Annotated in this window: 14 protein-coding genes and 1 pseudogene; 10 read left to right on the top strand and 5 right to left on the bottom strand. The window is 71.1% G+C overall.

The genetic code is table 11. The features are described from left to right. Nucleotides 1-1,202, top strand: a pseudogene (locus G3I78_RS07995) (serine/threonine protein kinase); the annotation flags it as partial. On the opposite strand, the gene G3I78_RS07990 reads toward G3I78_RS07995, so the two are convergent. Then, the gene (locus tag G3I78_RS07990) at nt 1,148-1,885 is read right to left on the bottom strand and encodes a hypothetical protein (protein ID WP_239157699.1); all 738 of its coding nucleotides are present in this window, start codon (nt 1,883-1,885) and stop codon (nt 1,148-1,150) included. The pseudogene G3I78_RS07995 and the gene G3I78_RS07990 overlap by 55 nt on opposite strands. A 217-nt stretch (nt 1,886-2,102) precedes the next feature. Beyond that, entirely contained in the window at nt 2,103-3,152 is a 1,050-nt protein-coding gene (locus tag G3I78_RS07985) for a LacI family DNA-binding transcriptional regulator (RefSeq protein WP_164422145.1), read from the bottom strand. 195 nt (nt 3,153-3,347) lie between these two features. Here G3I78_RS07985 and G3I78_RS07980 point away from each other — a divergent pair, with 195 nt between their 5' ends. Beyond that, nucleotides 3,348-4,298, top strand: coding sequence for an ROK family protein (locus G3I78_RS07980; RefSeq protein ID WP_164422081.1), 951 nt, complete (start codon nt 3,348-3,350; stop codon nt 4,296-4,298). 107 nt (nt 4,299-4,405) lie between these two features. Here G3I78_RS07980 and G3I78_RS07975 read toward each other — a convergent pair whose 3' ends face one another. Continuing rightward, on the bottom strand, nt 4,406-6,424 hold the full coding sequence (locus G3I78_RS07975) for an NPCBM/NEW2 domain-containing protein (RefSeq protein ID WP_164422080.1): 2,019 nt from the start codon (nt 6,422-6,424) through the stop codon (nt 4,406-4,408). A gap of 143 nt (nt 6,425-6,567) precedes the next feature. On the opposite strand from G3I78_RS07975, the gene G3I78_RS07970 reads away from it, so the two are divergent. After that, nucleotides 6,568-6,759: a hypothetical protein gene (locus G3I78_RS07970; protein WP_164422079.1), complete on the top strand. Its 192-nt coding sequence runs from the start codon at nt 6,568-6,570 to the stop codon at nt 6,757-6,759. Between the two features lie 168 nt (nt 6,760-6,927). On the opposite strand, the gene G3I78_RS07965 is transcribed toward G3I78_RS07970, so the two are convergent. Beyond that, entirely contained in the window at nt 6,928-7,500 is a 573-nt protein-coding gene (locus G3I78_RS07965; protein ID WP_164422078.1) for a dihydrofolate reductase family protein, read from the bottom strand. A 246-nt stretch (nt 7,501-7,746) separates the two neighbouring features. On the opposite strand from G3I78_RS07965, the gene G3I78_RS07960 reads away from it, so the two are divergent. The 6 genes from G3I78_RS07960 to G3I78_RS07935 all read left to right on the top strand — a co-directional run bounded on the left by G3I78_RS07960 (nt 7,747) and on the right by G3I78_RS07935 (nt 14,891). After that, nucleotides 7,747-8,787 carry an NUDIX domain-containing protein gene (locus tag G3I78_RS07960; protein WP_164422077.1) on the top strand — a complete coding sequence of 347 codons (1,041 nt, stop codon included), beginning with the start codon at nt 7,747-7,749 and terminating at the stop codon, nt 8,785-8,787. Nucleotides 8,788-8,994: 207 nt separating this feature from the next. Next, a complete protein-coding gene (locus tag G3I78_RS07955) occupies nt 8,995-10,812 on the top strand; it encodes an ABC transporter family substrate-binding protein (protein ID WP_164422076.1) in 1,818 nt (605 codons plus the stop codon). Between the two features lie 69 nt (nt 10,813-10,881). After that, nucleotides 10,882-11,868 (top strand): ABC transporter permease, encoded by a 987-nt coding sequence (locus tag G3I78_RS07950; RefSeq protein WP_164422075.1) that lies wholly within the window; start codon nt 10,882-10,884, stop codon nt 11,866-11,868. Beyond that, the gene (locus tag G3I78_RS07945) at nt 11,861-12,775 is read left to right on the top strand and encodes an ABC transporter permease (RefSeq protein ID WP_164422074.1); all 915 of its coding nucleotides are present in this window, start codon (nt 11,861-11,863) and stop codon (nt 12,773-12,775) included. Before G3I78_RS07950 ends, G3I78_RS07945 begins: the two co-directional genes overlap by 8 nt. Continuing rightward, entirely contained in the window at nt 12,772-13,854 is a 1,083-nt protein-coding gene (locus G3I78_RS07940; RefSeq protein ID WP_164422073.1) for an ABC transporter ATP-binding protein, read from the top strand. The genes G3I78_RS07945 and G3I78_RS07940 overlap by 4 nt, the downstream gene beginning before the upstream one ends. Next, the gene (locus tag G3I78_RS07935) at nt 13,851-14,891 is read left to right on the top strand and encodes an oligopeptide/dipeptide ABC transporter ATP-binding protein (RefSeq protein WP_164422072.1); all 1,041 of its coding nucleotides are present in this window, start codon (nt 13,851-13,853) and stop codon (nt 14,889-14,891) included. The genes G3I78_RS07940 and G3I78_RS07935 overlap by 4 nt, the downstream gene beginning before the upstream one ends. On the opposite strand, the gene G3I78_RS07930 is transcribed toward G3I78_RS07935, so the two are convergent. Continuing rightward, nucleotides 14,864-15,913: a protein kinase family protein gene (locus tag G3I78_RS07930; RefSeq protein ID WP_164422071.1), complete on the bottom strand. Its 1,050-nt coding sequence runs from the start codon at nt 15,911-15,913 to the stop codon at nt 14,864-14,866. The genes G3I78_RS07935 and G3I78_RS07930 overlap by 28 nt on opposite strands. A gap of 156 nt (nt 15,914-16,069) precedes the next feature. Here G3I78_RS07930 and G3I78_RS07925 point away from each other — a divergent pair, with 156 nt between their 5' ends. Further along, complete coding sequence (locus G3I78_RS07925) at nt 16,070-17,629, top strand: hypothetical protein (protein WP_164422070.1); 1,560 nt, start codon at nt 16,070-16,072, stop codon at nt 17,627-17,629. Nucleotides 17,630-18,131: the final 502 nt, after the last annotated feature.

Below are 18,131 nucleotides of genomic sequence, written 5' to 3'. Positions count from 1 at the left end.
CGGCGGGCGCGGCACCGGCCAGCGGGGCGCAGGCGCCGGGCCCGGGGGAGCCGGAGACGGTGGTGCCCGGTGCGGGTGGCGTGCAGCCTCCTGCGGCCGGGGGAGCGCAGTCGGAGGCTTCCGGCGCAGTTGGTGCGCCTGGTCCCGCGGTGCCGGACCCGTCGGGGTCCGCGAACGGCCCGGGCCCCGGGCAGTCGGCAGGGCCCGCGGCATCCGGCTTCGGTACGCCCGCGCAGGGCGTGCACGGCATGCCGGGTGCGCACGGCTCCGGTGCCTTCGGTCAGAGCGCTGCCGGGCCGTACGGGGCCGCGGCGCCCGGTGGCGCCGCCCCGGGACCCTACGGCCCCGGCCAGCCCGGGACGCCACCGCAGGGCTTCGGGCTGCCCGCCCCGCACGGCGGCGCTCCGGGCCAGGGCGGACCGCCCGCGCACGGCTACGGCCCCTACGTCTCCCAGGACCAGCCCCCGACCGGCCCCATGACCACCGAGCGCCCGTCCCGCCGCAGGGGCCGTGTCCTGCTGGCCGTCGCGGCCGTCACCGTCGTGCTCGCCGGGGGCGGGGGCGCCGCCGCCCTGCTCGCCGACTCGGGCGACGCCTCGGCCGACAGCAAGATCGTCGGGTCCGGCACGACTCCGACCGGCTCCGCCGCGGCCTCCGTCAGCCCCGACGCGGACCGCTCCAGCAGCCCGAAACCGTCGGGCGACGCCAGTAAGACCCCGAGCGGCAAGGAGACGAAGGCGGACGACGACTCCGAGTCCTCGGCCCGCCCCTCCGCGTCCGCCACATCCAACTCCTCCGGCGGCGGCACCACGGGCGGTACCACGGGCGGCTCCGGCGACGGCGGCACGTCCGGCGGGAGCAGCGGCACCGGTGGCTCCGGGAGCGGCGGTACGACGGGCGGCGGTGCCAGCACCCCGGCCCCGGCCTGCACCGCCATCGGCGGCGGCAAGTACAACTGCAGCGTGTGGAAGAACGCCAAGTCCTACACCGCCTCCGGCGCCGAGGCCGGGACCCTCAACGCGGGGACCAACTACTTCTACTGCCAGTCGAACCTGGGCCGCCGCGAGACCTCCGGCCAGTGGACCAACGTCTGGTGGGCGAAGACCGACGACGACAGCGGCAATACCAACGTCTACGTCAGCGACGTCTACCTCAAGGGCGGCAACAACGACGAGCCGGTGCCCGGACTCCCGGTCTGCTGAGCGGCCCCGTACCGCTCCAGACCGGACTCCGTCACCAGCTTCTCCTCGGCGAACAGCCGCGTACCCGCCTCGCACAGCAGCCGGTCCGCCCGCGCCCGGGCCACGAACTCCTCGGGCGTGACACCGAACAGCTCCCTCAACCGGGCGGATCCCACGAGGAGTTCGGTCAGCAGCTCGCGCTGGCCCGGATGGGTGCGCGGAGCGCCGGTGCCGTCGTGGAGGACTCCGTGACGGTTGACGTACGCGTGGACGCCCGGCAGCGTCGTGCCGTCGGGCAACTCGACCCGCACCACGGGTGCGGGCAGCCGGACGCGGCCGTAGTTGCCGTTCGTCAGCGGCACGCCCTCGCTCGCGTCGACCACCGCGAGCTGCTCGGCGTCCAGCCAGATGACGAACAACTCCCGTACGGCGTCCGGCGCCTGGATGGGTGACGCGGACACGTACCCCATGCGGCTGACGTGCGCGGAGACACCCACGTCGACGCCTGTCACCCGCGCCTTGACCATCGGGATCGGCGAGGTGATGCCGAACTCGGCCATCTTGTGCCGCAGTTGCCCCGGGCTCGCGTTGGAGCCGACGGCGAGGACAGGGGTGCGGTCCTCGTACCGGAACCGGTCGAGCGGCAGCAGCCGGTCGCCGTGGAGCAGTCCGGAGTCCGTCGGCCAGGCGCCGGGGTAGAGCAGCGGATGGTCGCGGGGCGCCTCGGACAGGCCGAGCGCCTCCAGCGTGGGCGGGGCGGGGGCGTCGGGTGCCGTGCGTGCGGGACCGCCCGGCCCCTCAGGTGCCACAGTCCCGGCCGGACCGCCCACGCCCTGGCAGGCCGGCCCTGCTTCCGTCGCGGCCCACTCGCCCGGCCCGGAACCGTCCGCCCCCTCGGCGTCCCCACCGTTCCCCATCCGCTCAGTCCGCCGGCGGCAGTTCGCCCGAGCCGCGGGTGATCAACCGGGTCGGCAGCTCGATGCGTTCCGGTGCCAGGAGCGTGCCGTCGAGCTGGCGGAACAGCCGCTCGGCCGCCGTGCGTCCGAGGGTCGCCGCGTCCTGGGCGACGACCGTGACACCGGGCTGGAGCAGGTCGGCGAGCTCGATGTCGTCGAAGCCGACGAAGGCGACCCGGCGGGTGTGTTCGGCGAGGACGCGGATCACGGTGACCGTCACCCGGTTGTTGCCGGCGAAGATCGCGGTGACGGGGGAGGGGCCGACGAGCATCTCCTCGGCCGCCCGGCGCACCCGCTCCGGGTCGGTGACGCCCAGGGACGTCCAGGCGTCGGCCACCTCGATACCGGCGTCCTCCATGGCGGCCCGGTACCCGCGCAGCCGCTCGGCGGCGGTGTGGATACGGGGCATGTCACCGATGAAGCCGATCCGCCGGTGGCCGTGGGCGATCAGGTGGGCCACGCCGTCGCGGGCGCCGCCGAAGTTGTCGGACAGCACGACGTCCGCGTCGATCCGGCCCGCCGGACGGTCCACGAACACCGTGGCGACGCCCGCCTTCAACTCCGGCTCCAGATAACGGTGGTCGTCACCGGCCGGGATGACCACCAGGCCGTCCACCCGCCGTGCGCACAGCGCCAGGACCAGCTCCTGCTCCCGCTCCGGGTCCTCCGCGCTGGAGCCGTTGATGAGCAGGGCGCCGTTGGCGCGGGCGATCTCCTCCACCGCGCGGCTGAGGGGGCCGTAGAACGGGTCGGCGAGGTCCTCCAGGACCAGGCCGATGCTGGCGGTACGGCCCTTGCGCAGGACGCGCGCGCTGTCGTTGCGGCGGAAGCCGAGCGCCTCGATGGCCTCCTTGACGCGGTGCTCGGTCTCGGGTGTGACCCCCGCTTCGCCGTTGACCACGCGCGAGACCGTCTTGAGGCCGACGCCGGCCCGTGCGGCGACGTCCTTCATGGTGGGGCGATTGCCGTATCGGGTCGCGGAGAGGCGGTCTGCTCGGCTGTGGGTGTCGGGCACGGTACGGCGTCCTGTCCTGTCGTCGACGGGGATGCGGCGGTCCATGATTTTGTATGAGGATGTGGCGTCGAGCATAGAGCCTGGACAACGTTGTCAGATGCGGGAGACACTGTCCACCGCAATCTGCCGGGCTGCGCCCCCACCGCGAGACCGGCCTGTCCATTCCTCAAAGGTTGACGGGGAGAACTGACACTGATGCACACCGACCTCGTGGCTGCGCTCGACATCGGCGGCACCAAGATCGCCGGAGCGCTGGTGGACGGCCACGGCCGGATCCTCCTGCGCGCTCAGCGCGCCACGCCCGCGCAGGAGGACGGCGAGAGCGTGATGCGCGCCGTCGAGGAGACGCTCGGCGAGCTCACCGACTCACCGCTGTGGGGGCGCGCCGGTGCCCTCGGTATCGGCAGCGCGGGCCCGGTGGACGCCTCCACCGGCACCGTGAGCCCGGTGAACGTGCCGGGCTGGCGCGACTATCCGCTGGTCCGCAGGGTCCAGGAGGCGGCCGGCGGGCTGCCCGTCGAGCTGATCGGCGACGGCGTGGCCATCACCGCCGCGGAGCACTGGCAGGGCGCCGCCCGCGGCCACGACAACGCGCTGTGCATGGTCGTCTCGACCGGCGTCGGCGGCGGCCTGGTCCTCAACGGTCAGCTGCACGCCGGTCCCACCGGCAACGCGGGACACATCGGCCACATCAGCGTCGACCTCGACGGCGACCCGTGCCCGTGCGGCTCACGCGGCTGCGTGGAACGCATAGCGAGCGGCCCGAACATCGCCCGGCGGGCGCTGGAGAACGGCTGGCGGCCCGGCCCGGACGGCGACACCTCGGCCGCCGCGGTGGCCGACGCGGCGCGCGGCGGCGACCCGGTCGCCGTGGCCTCCTTCGAGCGGGCGGCCCAGGCCCTGGCCGCCGGGATCGCGGCCACCGCGACCCTCGTCGAGATCGACATCGCCGTCATCGGCGGCGGGGTGGGCAAGGCGGGCGACGTCCTGTTCGAGCCGCTGCGCAAGGCGCTCGGCGACTACGCGACCCTCTCCTTCGTCCAGCGACTGACCATCGTGCCCGCGCAGATGGGCACCGACGCGGGGCTGGTCGGCGAGGCCGCGGCGGCGCTGGCGAAGCGGTCGGCGGACACGGCGACGGTCTGAGCGAGGCGCGCTGTCGGGAGAAACGTTCACGTGGCGGCCGGGTGCCGTCGGGAGAAGCGTTCATGTGGCGGCCGGGTCCCGATGACGGACCCGGCTGCCCCATGCCGTCAGCAGCTCAACCGCGCGTCCGCCCAGTCCGCGTGGTCCGAGTCGATGCCGTCCCCGCCGTCGGTGACGACGAGCCGGACCAGCCGGGCGCCGGTGACGTCCGCGGTCAGCGGCTGGGCCGGCATGGCGTTGGTCAGGACGCCGGTGGAGGCCACCTCGGTCCCGTCCGCCCACACCTGGAAGGCCACCGTGCCGTTCGCGCCCTTCTCGTCGTCGACGCCGACCTCGGCGGTGACCGTCTCGCAGGCCGCTCCGGTGTAGTACTCCACGGAACTCTCCGCGTGCACACCGAGGCCCTTGGCGTACACGACCCCGCCGATGGTGATCGGATGACCGTCCCCCGCCGCGCTCTCGCCGTTGCTGGTGTTGCGCTCGACGGGACCGTAGCCGTTGGCGGCGGACAGCCACGGAAGGTCACCGAGGCCGGAGGTGCCCGAGGGCGGCGGCACCACCACGGTCGCGGTGAAGGGCAGGGTGTCGTCGACCCGGACGCCGGAGGGCGAGCGGTAACTCGCCTTGAGCGTCAGGTCGTACGACCCCGTCGGCGCTCCCTGGGGTGGGGTGAGCGACCACTTGGTGCGCAGCGAGCGGCCCGTGGACAGCGCCCCGGCAGCGGTCGGCGAAGTCGCCTTCACGGCCCAGCCCTCGGGGCCGGTGAGCCGTACGGAGACCTGCCTGGCCGGGGTGCGGCCCAGGTCGGTGAGGGTGGTCGTCAGCCTGGCGGGGGTGCCCGCCTCGACCAACGGGGTGCCCTCCAGGCCGAGTTCGACGGCGGGCGGGTGCTGCTGCCACCTGCGGTCCGCGGAGACCCGTACGAGAACCGTGCCGTGCGCCGGGACGGTCGCCGAGATCGTGCCGGCGGTGTTGTAGCTGCGGTGCTTCCACAGGTCGCGCAGGGTGTACGCGTCGGCGCCGGGCAGGCCGACGGCCGCGGCGGTGGTGGCGATGCGCTGGGGGCTGCCCGACTCGTTGAAGAGGGCCACCGTACGGCTGCCGTCCTTCATCTCCTTGGCGACGACCCAGCGTCCGCCCTCGGAGGAGACCACGCTGCCCTGCTTGCCCAGCGGGTCCTGGTCGACGGCGATGACCTCCTTGTTGCCGAGGATCGCGAAGGTCTCGTCGGAGGCGGTGCGCAGGTCGCTGCCGATGAGCAGGGGCGCGGCCATCACCGACCACATCGAGAAGTGCGAGCGGTACTCGGTGTCCGTCATGCCGCCGTTGCCGACCTCCAGCATGTCGGGGTCGTTCCAGTGGCCGGGGCCCGCGTGGGGCGCGAGCGGCAGGTTCTGCTTGAGGATCGAGAGCATCGAGCCCCAGGTGTCGCTGATGTCGCCGGTGGTGCGCCACAGGTGGCCGACGTCGGCGGCCCACTCCCAGGGCTTGTTCTGGCCCCATTCGCAGATGCTGTAGACGATGGGTCTGCCGGTCGCCTTCAGGGCGTCGCGCATGGTCGTGTAGCGCTGCTCGGCGTCCACGCCCTGGTTGTTGCAGTTGTCGTACTTGAGGTAGTCGACGCCCCAGTCGGCGAACTGCCGGGCGTCGCTGTACTCGTGGCCCAGGGCGCCCGGGAAGCCGGCGCTGTTGCAGGTCTTGGTGCCCGCGCTGGTGTAGATGCCGAGTTTGAGGCCCTTGGAGTGCACGTAGTCGGCGACGGCCTTGATGCCGTTCGGGAAGCGCGCCGGGTCGGGGACCAGCTTGCCGTCGGCGTCCCGGCTCGGCAGGGCCCAGCAGTCGTCGAGGTTGACGTACTGGTAGCCGGCGTCCTTGAGGCCCTTCTCGACGAAGAGGTCGGCGATCCCCTTGACCATCGCCTCGTTGAACTCGGCCCGGCAGTGCGTGGAGTTCCAGTTGTTGAAGCCCATGGGCGGGGTGAGGGCCAGGCCGTCGGCGAGGGCGGGTGAGCCGGGTGCCTCCTCGTCCGCGGCGGCGACGGGGGCCGCCCCGGGCATCGCGAACAGCAGCGCCGTGAGTACGGCGACCGTCCTTCGGCGGGCTGTGCGGGTGTGAAGGTGACGCATCGTTACGTTCCTCCGAACCAGCGGAAGGTGCAATGACGGCATGTACGCGTCATTCTGTGTGCGTTAAAGGTAGGACGTGTTGGACCGTGGTGGAAGGGAGCGGTCGGGCGTGACCCATCGCGTGCGTCCGCGTTGATCAGGCCATGAAGAAGCGCAGCATGCTCGCCATCGCCTCCCTCGCCACCGGCTTCGTCGTCGCGGCGGTCACCCCCTCGCACGCCCTGGGCGAGGACCTGAACCACATCGACGTCGACAAGACCCTCAGCAGCCTCGACCACACCGTGGCCTCCGACAGTTTCGACGGCACCGAGCACATCCTCGGGCAGAACGACTGACGAGCCGGGCGCGGTACGACAGCGGCGCCGGGGTCCCCACCGAGGGGGCTCCGGCGCCGCGCGCCGTTCCGGCTCCGCTCCGGTTCCGGCCGTCCGCCGCCTCCTGAGCTCCCGGGCGACGGGAGGGTGACGGAGGGGCCCCACGCCCGTGATCGCCTGCCCTTGCGCTCAGCGACGGACGCGGTAGCGGATGTGGGTGGCCTGCGGGGTGTCGATCACCTCGACGATCTCCAGCTCGATCTCTGACGGCAGCACATCGAACAGCCGACGGCCACGTCCGAGGAGCACCGGGATCTGATGGATCTGGACCTCGTCCAGCACCCCGGCCTCAAGCGCCCGCTGCGCCGTGTACGCGCCGCGCACCTGCACGTCCTTGCCTTCGGCCGCGGCCTTGGCCTGTGCCATCGCGCTCTCGATGCCGTCGGTCACGTACGTCACCAGTGGGTAGCCCCAGCGGGCAGCAGGCCCCGGCGGGCGGTGGCTGGGCACGAAGATCGGGAGACCGCCGTGATCACCACCCCAGTGATCCATGAGCTCGGCGGTCCGCCGTCCGGCGAGCACCGCACCGGCCGCGTTCCATTCGTCCAGGAACTGCACAGCCGGTCCGGACGGCCGGCCGGACTCCGCGTCGGCGTCGGCCCACTTGTGCAGCCGCTCGCCGTCGTCGCCGCCGAGGAAATCGTCGGTGTCGGCGATGTACCCGTCGAGTGACACCGACATATCGAGCACTGATCTGGACACGTCGACCTCCTGTGGTCTTCCTTCAGGACCGCTTTCACTGCGTGTAGACCTGGCGTGGCGGCACAACTCATCGAATCAGGTCCTGGTGGCCCTGCACGACACAAGCAGGCTGGGGATCTTCGAGCTGAGGAGGTGTCCGGAGACAGGCCCACCGGCGCCGCTCTCGTGCGCCCTCAACTGCGGCTGGTTTCCGTGGCAGGGTGGAACGGGCAAGCCACAGGGGGCCAAACAGAAGAGGGGGAGTCCGTGATCGTCTGGATCAACGGCGCGTTCGGTGCGGGGAAGACCACCACCGCACGGGAACTGATCGAACTGATCCCGAACAGCACGCTCTTCGACCCCGAGGACATCGGCGCAGCGGTCGTGCACCTGCTGCCGCCCAAGCACCTCGCCGAGGTCGGCGACTTCCAGGACCTGCCGATCTGGCGACGTCTGGTGATCGACACGGCGGCCGCGATGCTCGCCGAGCTCGGAGGGACCCTCGTGGTCCCCATGGCCCTGCTGCGCCAGGAGTACCGCGACGAGATCTTCGGCGGCCTCGCCGCCCGCCGGATCAGTGTCCGGCATCTTCTCCTCGCTCCGGCGGAAACGATCCTGCGCGAACGAATAGCCGGGCGGGAGACCCCGCCGACCCTGCCGCTCGGCGGAGCGGGGCAGGGGCACTGGGCGTACGACCACATCGAGCCCTACCGGGCCGCCCTCGCCTCCTGGCTCACCGACGACGCCCATCCGATCGACACCAGCGCGCTCACCCCGTACGAGACGGCCGTCCGCATCGCCGAGGACCTCGGCACCGGGACCGTACCCGCCTGCGACATCGTGCAGACCCCCGAACCCACCGCCGAGACCGTGGCCGCCGGGGTCCTCCTCTTCGACGAGCACGACCGGGTCCTGCTCGTCGACCCCACCTACAAGGCCGGCTGGGAGTTCCCCGGCGGTGTCGTGGAACCCGGCGAGGCACCCGCGCGGGCCGGTGTGCGCGAGGTCGCCGAGGAGACCGGCATCCACCTCGACGACGTACCGCGGCTGCTGGTCGTCGACTGGGAACCACCCGCGCCTCCGGGATACGGCGGACTGCGCCTCCTCTTCGACGGCGGGCGGCTGGACTCCGCGGAGGCGCGCCAGGTCCTGCTGCCGGGACCCGAGTTGCGCGGCTGGCGTTTCGTCACCGAGGAGGAGGCCGCCGAACTGCTGCCGCCGGTGCGCTACGAGCGCCTGCGGTGGGCGCTGCGGGCCCGGGAACGCGGCGCGGCGCTGTATCTGGAGGCCGGAATTCCCGTCGGCTGAGGCCCCGGGACTTGCCGGATTCTTCTGCTTGTTGGCATGGAATTTGCCGTTCCGGAGACGTCCCTTTCCCGGTTTGCCTGACCGGGGAAATTCCGAGGACAAAGCGAGGGTGAACTGAGGCCGTCCCGGTATGAACGGAGATCCGACGTCGAGGCGTGAGCGTTTTACCTTCGGTGCGCAGCCCAGTTCTCCCGTCGAAGGAGGGACATGCGCGCGCACTCCCCGGCCCTTGCCAAGGGCCTCACGCTCGCCGCCGGACTGGTCCTCGTCCTCGCCGCCTGCAGCAGTGGCGGCGGGGGTGGCGGCTCCGGCAGCGGAACCTCGGCGGGGCTCACGTCCTGTTCGACCGAGGGCAAGGCCGACACCTGCAACTCCGGCACCACCAAGGCCGGCGGCACCTTCACCTATGTGCTGGAGAAGAACATCCAGCAGTGGAACGTCCAGGACGCCAACGGCAACACCTTCGAGAACGGCGAGGCCCTGGGCGTCGTCCTGCCCCAGGTCTACGTCCCCCAGCCCGATCTGACGGTCGCCCTCAACACCGATCTGGTGACCTCGGCGACCCAGACGAGCGCCAGTCCGCAGACCCTCGTCTACAAGATCAACCCGAAGGCGTCCTGGAACGACGGGACACCGATCACCGCCGACGACTTCGTCTACTACTGGCGCACCAACGACGGCAAGGACTGCCCGCCGCCGCCCGCCAGCGACACCACCCAGACCAAGGGCTGTCTGCCGCAGAGCACGGCCGGCTACGACCGCGTCAAGTCGGTCACCGGCTCGGACGGCGGCAAGACCGTCACCGTCGTGATGAACAAGCCCTTCTCCGACTGGAAGTCGCTCTTCGGAGCCGGCTATCCGCTCTATCCGGCGCACGTCGCCGAGAAGCTCTCCGGCGCCAAAACCGGGGGCGCGGCCCAGATGACGGCCGCCCAGCTGACCCAGGGCTGGCAGTACTTCCAGAAGACCCCGCCCACCAAGTACGCGACGGCGGGGCCGTACAAGATGCAGCAGTGGGTGGACAACGACCACGCCACCTACGTCCCCGACCCCAAGTGGTACGGCGCGCACAAACCCTCGCTCCAGCGGCTGGTGTTCAAGGTCATCACCGACGCCACGCAGGAACCCATCGCGCTCCAGAACAACGAGGTCCAGGGCATCTATCCGCAGCCCGAGGTCGACCTGGTGAAACAGGTCAAGGACATTCCCAACGTCACGTACACCATCGGCAGCGGGCTCAACTGGGAGCACTTCGACCTCAATCTGCACAACCCGGTGATCGGCAAGTACAAAGCCCTGCGCCAGGCGATGTTCACCGCCATCTCCATCAAGGACATCGTGTCCAAGACGGTCGGCCAGTTCGACCCGAAGGTGAAGAACCTGGGTAACCACAACTACGTTCCCGGACAGGCGGGTTACCAGGACCTGGTGACGTCCACCGGGCAGGGTTCCGGTGATCTGGCGAAGGCGAGGAAATACCTCACCGACGCCAAGTTCACCGGAGTGGGCACGGCGCTGAAGACCCCGGACGGCAAGACCGTGGGACCCTTCAACTGCCGCTACACCACCGGCAACCAGATCCGGCAGAGCGAGTGCCAGATCCTCCAGAGCAACCTCGCCGCCCTCGGCATCAAGATCACCATCCAGCCGATCGGCGCCGCCGACCTCGGCACGGTCCTGGTGGGGCACCAGTACGACATCATCGTCTTCGCCTGGGTCGCCTCGCCGTTCCCCTCCAGTGCCGCCCAGCAGAACTGGGTCACCGGAGGCGGCGGCAACTACGGCGGCTACAGCAACAAGACGGTCGACAAGCTGGTCGCCCAGGCCGTCGGCGAGACCGACCAGACGAAGGCGGCCGGCCTGCTCAACCAGGCCGACAAGATCATGACGGATGACGCCTACGTCCTGCCGCTGTACCAGAAGCCGACGTTCCTGGCGGTGCAGACGCGGTTCGTGAACGTACGGGACAACGCCACGAACGTGGGCCCGCCGTACAACACGGCCGAGTGGGGCCTGAAGAAGTAGGCCCGGGGGTCCGGCCCGGGGGCGCCTCCCGGGCCGGGCCGCCGCTCACACCTCCGAGAGAAGATCCGCATGCTCGCCTACACCGTGCGCCGCGTCCTCGTCTCCATCCCCGTCCTGATCGCCTCGACCTTCATCGTGTTCCTGGTCGTCGTCAACGCCGGCGATCCGGTGGCCAACTTCGCCACCTCACGGCAGCCCGCCCCCAGCAAGGCCGCCGTGCAGGCCTTCGCCCGGCACATCCACGCCGACCAGCCCGTCCTGGAGCGCTACTGGAACTGGATCACCGGCGTGTTGCACGGCGACTTCGGCCCGTCCGTGCAGACCAACCTCGACATCGGGCACGACCTGTTCACCCGCTTCCGGGTCACCGTCACCCTGGTCGCCGCCGCCATGCTCATCGCGCTCCTGCTCTCGGTGCTGTTCGGCGCGTTCAGCGCGATCCGTCAGTACTCCGCCGCCGATTACTCGATCACCTTCGTCGGCTTCCTGTTCCTGGCCATGCCGGTGTTCTGGTTCGCCGTCCTGCTCAAGCAGGTGGGCATCTGGATCAACGAGAAGACCGGCAACCACTTCCTGGGCACCATCGGCCAGCAGTCGCCGTACCTGAACGTCGACACCCCCTGGAACGAGTTCACCGACCGCATCGGCCATCTCGTCCTGCCCACCATCACCCTGGCCCTGGTCTCCTTCGCGTCCTGGACCCGCTACACCCGCGCCTCCATGCTGGAGGTCCTCAACAGCGACTACGTCCGTCTGGCCCGTGCCAAGGGACTGCGGCGGGGCCGGGTCGTCGTCCGGCACGCCCTGCGCACCGCGCTCATCCCGCTCACCACCGTCACCGCCCTCGACATCGCGAGCATCCTGGGCGGGGCCGTCGTCACCGAGACGATCTTCCAGTGGCACGGCATGGGGGAGATGCTCGTCCAGGCCGCCTCCACGGTCGACGTCTACCGACTGATGGCCTGGCTGCTGCTGTCGGCGGTCGTCGTCATCGTCTTCAACCTGCTCGCCGACCTCCTCTACGCCGTCCTCGACCCGAGGATCCGCTATGACTGACATCAAGGCGCCCGAACCCGCTCAAGTGCACGCCGTCGAAGGCGAGTTCACGGTACGGCAGCGCAGCCAGACCCAGCTCGTGCTGCGCCGCTTCCTGCGGCACCGGGCGGCCGTGATCAGCCTGGTCGTGTTCGTGCTGATCGCGCTGTGGGCGTTCGTCGGCCCGTACTTCTGGCACTACTCGTACGGGAAGTTCACCCCCGACAACTCCCAACCCCCGTCCCTGAAGCACCCGTTCGGCACGGACTCCTCCGGGTACGACGCCTACGCCCAGGTCATGCGCGGCACCCAGACCTCGCTGAAGATCGCCGTCATGATCGCCCTCGGCTCCACGCTGGTCGGCGCGGTGTGGGGTGCCATCGCGGGCTTCTACCGGGGTGTCGTCGACACGGTGATGATGCGGATCGCGGACCTGGTCCTCACCCTGCCGCTGCTCGCCATCGCGCTGGTCATCTCCTCCCGCAGTGGCGGCTCCTGGTACTGGATCGCCCTGGTCATCGCCGGACTGACCTGGGCCTATGTGGCACGCGTGGTGCGCTCAAGCGTGCTGTCGCTGCGCGAGAAGGAGTTCGTGGAGGCGGCGCGGGCCCTGGGCTCCTCGGACTCCCGGATCATCTTCCGGCACCTGCTGCCGAACGCGCTCGGGCCGATCATCGTCAACGCGACCGTCCTGGTGGCCACCGGCATCCTCACCGAGACCGCCCTGTCCTTCCTCGGCTTCGGCGTCCAACCGCCCGACACCTCCCTCGGGTTGCTGGTCGCCCAGGCCCAGACCGCCGTCGACACCCGGCCCTGGCTCTTCTACATCCCCGGCGCCTTCATCATCGCCATCGCCCTGACCGTGAACTTCATCGGCGACGGGCTGCGCGACGCCTTCGACCCCCGGCAGCAAAGGGTGCGACAGTGACCGACACAGTGCTCGAAGTGGCGGACCTCGCGGTCGAGTTCCCCACGGAGGACGGGACCGTACGGGCCGTGCGCGGGGTCGGCTACCGCCTGGCCCGGGGCGAGTCCCTGGGGATCGTCGGCGAGTCCGGCTCCGGGAAGTCGGTGACCGCCCTCGCCGTGATGGGGCTGCTGCCGGCCACCGCGCGGATCAGCGGCTCGGTGCGGTTCGACGGGGAGGAACTGCTCGGCCTCTCCGACGCACGGCTGTCCGCCGTACGCGGCAAGGGCATCGCGATGGTCTTCCAGGACCCGATGACCTCCCTCAACCCCGTCTACGCGGTCGGCTACCAGATCGCCGAGACCCTGCGCCGGCACCACCCCGGCATGACGGCCAAGGCCGCGAGGAAACGGGCCGTGGAACTGCTCGACGTGGTCGGCATCCCGAGCCCCGAGCGGCGCGTCGACGTCTACCCGCACGAGATGTCCGGCGGGATGCGCCAGCGCGTGGTCATCGCCATCGCCATGGCCAACGACCCGGACGTGATCATCGCCGACGAGCCCACCACCGCCCTCGACGTCACCGTGCAGGCGCAGGTCCTCGAAGCCCTCCAGACCGCGCGCGCCGAGACGGGGGCGGCCCTGGTGCTGATCACCCACGACCTGGGTGTGGTGGCCGGCCACACCGACCGGGTGGCGGTCATGTACGCGGGACGGATGGTGGAGACCGGCTCGGTCGAGGACATCTTCTACACCCCGCGCATGCCCTACACCCTGGGCCTGCTCGGCTCCCTGCCCCGCCTCGACCGCGAGGAGGCCCGCCTCACCCCGATCACCGGCTCACCGCCCTCACTGCTCCACCTGCCACCGGGCTGCCCCTTCGCACCCCGCTGCCCGATGCGCCGGGACGCCTGCGCCTCGGCGGAGCCGCCGCTGCGCCCGGCCGGGGCCGAAGGGCACCTGAGCGCCTGCCACTTCTCCGAGGAGCTCGTCGGCACCGGCGCCGAGGAGGTCTTCGACACGGTCGGCGCGGACTCCGAGGCGCTGGCCCGGTTCGCCGACGCGGCACCCCTGAACACCCCCGAGGAGGGCACCGTATGAGCACGACGGTCGAGCGGGCCGGCACCGGCGGGCCGGTCCTCCAGGTGCGGGACCTGGTCAAGCACTTCCCGGTGATGTCCCGCGGGGTCGTCCGGCGCCGGGTCGGCGACGTGCACGCGGTGTGCGGGGTCTCCTTCGACCTGTACGAGAATGAGACGCTGGGCCTGGTGGGGGAGTCCGGCTCGGGCAAGACCACCGTCTCGCGGACCGTCCTCGGCCTGGAGACGGCCACCTCGGGGCAGGTCCGCTACCAGGGCCGTGAGCTGACCGAGCTGAGCCGACGTCAGATGCGGCCGCTGCGAAGGGAGTTGCAGATCGTCTTCCAGGACCCGTACGCCTCCCTCGACCCGATGATCACCGTGCACGAGATCGTCGCCGAACCCCTGCGCATCCACGGCCGCTACGGGCCCGGCGCCGGGGACGAGGTGCGCGAGCTGCTGCGGCTCGTCGGGCTCAACCCCGAGCACGGCAACCGCTACGCCCACGAGTTCTCCGGCGGCCAGCGCCAACGCATCGGCATCGCCAGGGCGTTGGCGCTGCGCCCCAAGGTCGTCGTGCTGGACGAGCCGGTCTCGGCGCTCGACGTGTCCATCCAGGCAGGTGTCCTCAACCTGCTGATGGACCTCCAGAGCGAACTCGGCCTCTCCTTCCTGTTCGTGGCGCACGACCTGTCGGTGATGCGGCACGTGGCCGACCGGATCGCGGTGATGTACCTGGGGCGGCTGGTCGAGATCGCCCCCGCCCGGCAGTTGTTCGTCCGGCCCGCGCACCCCTACACCCAGGCCCTGGTCTCCGCGATCCCGCTGCCCGACCCGCGCAAGGAGCGCGCCCGGAAACGGGTGCCGGTGCAGGGGGAGGTGCCGAGTCCGGTGCGTCCGCCGAGCGGTTGCCGGTTCCGTACCCGCTGCCCGAAGTTCGCCGACCAGCTGACCGAGAGCGAGCGCACCTCGTGTGTCGAGGAGGTGCCCGAGCTGGTGGACCGGGGCGGCGGGAACCCGGCGGCCTGCCACTACGCCGAGAGCGTGGAGCTGCTGTAGCCGAGGGCCTCGGGGGTCGGGTAGGGGGTGTGCCTGCTCTTCTGCTCCAGCCGACGGTTGAAGTCCCCTACCACGGAGGCGACTTGGGCATGCCGTGAGATGAGCGCGGCGGCGGCTTCGGGGATGCCCTCGGGGCGCTTGCCGTCGGCGCACTCGCGGACGAACTCCTCGCGCGCGTCCCTGGCGAGGCCGTACTGGTCGACGACGAGCCAGTGCACCAGATAGGAGAGGGTGTAGGCGCGGTCGTAGTGGCGGTGGCGGTCGTAGAAGTCGCGTTCGTCGGGGGCCAGTCGGAAGCGCGGGGTCAGCGCGAGGCCGTAGTCGGCCAGGTAGAGCTGCCGTCCGTCGGTGAGGATGTTGCCGAAGTGGGCGTCGAAATGGGTGAGTCGCTGCCCGTGCAGAAAGCCGGTCACCGCCTCCAGGCCCTGCTCCACCAGCGCGCAGGCCCTGTCGGCGTCGTCCGTGCGGAGTCGGCCGGCGAACCAGTCGTGCAGGGTGTGCGGAAGGTACTCCAGGAACAGGGTCAGGCTCACGGACGCCGTGCGCAGGGCCTCGATGTGCTCCCGGCCGCCGCCCCAGTAGGCCACGGCCCTTTCCACGTCGGCGAGTTCCCCGGGGAGCGGCTGGTCGGGGTCGGGCAGCACCCGCCAGTGGTGCAGGAGCGGAAAGCCCTCGAAACGGCCGGACCGCACCCAGCCCGTCGTCATCTCGTGCACGGCCAGCTCACGCCAGGCCCCGAAGCCGGGGCTGCCGATCGCGCCGATGCCGTAGTGGCAGTGGGCCGGCATGGCGAAGAGGTTGGCGGTGGAGCGGACGTTCTCCGGACTCAGCTCGACGTCGGTGAGCGGCACCCGCTTCACGAAGACCCGCACGCCGTCCACCTCCAGCAGGGTCGCCCGGCCACCGATCCCGGCACCCGCGGGAGTACCGGAGGCCAGGAGGTCCGTGAGCTCGCGGTCGCCGAGGAGGGCGAGGGCGGTGGCGGTGTCGGCGTGGGTCCTGAGGCGTGCGGTGGCGGACATGACTCCATGGTCGGACGATCACGGGGTTCTGGCGCGGAATCGATCGAAGACACAGGCGTGCGCGGGTACGTGGAACTACGTAACCCGCTACGGGCATTTCGGCGGGGTCGGTCTCCGCGCGCGGAAGAGTGCCGGGGGCGCGGTTAGCCTCCGGTCATGTCTGGTGATCTCGTCGAAGGCGTGCGGGGCGGTGCGTCGGCCCTGACGGACCCGGCGTTCCTGGTGACCGCGGAACCCGAGCGGGTGGCCGCGCTGCTCGGCCTCGCTGCGGGGCCCGCCGAGAAGCTGGCGGCGGCCGTGTACCGGGCGTCGGCGCACGCTCACCACGGCGCCGGCCCCGCCGCCCGCCGGCAGATCCTGGCGGTGGACGCGGCCCGCTACGGCGACCGGGACCTGTCGGAACGGCTCTCCTCGGTCGGGATACCGGGCGCGCCGGCCGCGCACTGGCGCGTGGAGTGGGCCACCGGGTCGCAGGTCCACCCCGGATTCCTCGGCTTCCTCGACTCCGGCCCGCCCGCGCCGATGGTGGCCGTCGACGGCCGGCCCGCCACGATCACCCGCGGCGACGGCGTCCTGTCGTTCCGGGACCCGGCCACCGGCGCGGAGGTCGCCCGGGCCCCGCTCACCGGCTGGGAGCGCGGGGAGCGGACGACCGCGGTGGTCGACGGCCGCCCGGTCGAGGTCAGCTGCGCCGAGCCCGACGGGCTGCCCCGGATCCTCGACCTCGCCACCGGCGAGGTGCTCGGCACGCTTTTGACGGCTGCCGAGGTTGGCCCGATGCTGCACGAGATCAGGTCGGCCACGATCGACGGCAGGCCCCATGTCGTCGCCGGTGACGAACGGGGCGTGGCCGTATGGGACTTGACCAGCCGGGAACCGGTCGCCGAGATCGTGCCCGACGGCGACGACCTGCTGTCATGGGCGGCCGTGACGCTCGGTGGGCGGCCCCACCTGGTCACCGGCAGCTTCTACGGCAAGGTCGAACTGTGGGACGCCGTCACCGGTGAACGGACCGGTGGCGGCCAGGACGACGACGGCGAGCTCCGGCTGATGGTGGCGGCGACGGTCGGCGGACGGCCGTACGCGATGACCGGCGGCCGCAACCCGTACGTGGGGACGCCCCTGGACACCGTCAGTGTGTGGAGTCTCGACCCGCTCCAGCGGCTCGACCGGTTCCCCGTCGGGGCGGAGCAGGCGGCGACGGCCGCCCTGGGGGACCGCTGTCTCGTCGTCGTCGGCGACAGCCAGGTGTGGGAGCTGACCCCTGCCGAGACGGTCGGGGACAGGGCACCGGGGCACACCGCGACCGTGCGGGCGGTGGCGACGGCGGTCGTCGACGGGCGGCCGGTCGCCGTCACCGGGGGCGACGACGAGACGCTGCGGCTGTGGGACCTCGCGACCGGCCGGCCCGTCGGCTGCCCGCTCTCCGGCAAGACGGACGACTACGACGGCGTGACGTGGGTGCGGACGACGGAAGTCGACGGCCGCCCCTACGCGGTGAGCGGGCACGACAGCGGTTACGACGAGTACACGCGCGTGTGGGACCTGGCCGCCGGGGCGGAGGTCGTCGACGACGACCGGGTCGAGGAGGTCGCCGCGTCGCTGACCGACGACACCCTGCCCGTCCCGGCCGACGCGGTCACTGACGGACTCATGATCTGTCGGCCGTGGGTTCGAGTCCCACCTGTCCTACCTCTGCAGGCCTCTGACCTGTGAAAAAGTTCATCCTGTCCTGTCGGATCGTCAACTTTGCCTGAACGGAACGAATCCGCTGCTCGTGAGTTCGACCTCGTTGCTGGTACCGGTGGAGCGAACGCCTCTGACCTGCATGGATGTTCCAGTTCGCAGCGGTTGAACTTGCGGTACATGGCTCCTGTGGCTGGTTCGGCACTGGATTCTGGACGCTGGCTGGACGCGGGGAAGCCGGACATGGGCATTCCGATGCCGAGTCATCCGCTCTGCCCAGCGGCGTAGTCGGAGCGGGCGCGGTGTGGTGGCAACTGGGCTCGCCTGGATCGCCCCGTTGCCGACATAGCCGGTCGGCTTGCGGGAGAAACGGCTCGTAGTGAAAACGGCCCCAGATCGCACCACGGAGCCGCCCCTCAATGCCTCACTGTTTCAGCGGGGCACGCAGACCGAGGGTTGCCGGCGTACCCCGTTCGGCTGCTCGGACTCCGGACTGCCTGTAGTTGGGTGGCCGAGTGACGGACGATGATCA

It is taken from the genome of Streptomyces sp. SID13726 (genome assembly GCF_010548375.1).
In the GTDB taxonomy this organism is placed as follows: domain Bacteria; phylum Actinomycetota; class Actinomycetes; order Streptomycetales; family Streptomycetaceae; genus Streptomyces.
Note: the sequence above shows the minus strand (reverse complement) of the source record. Positions and strands in the feature narration are given on the sequence as shown.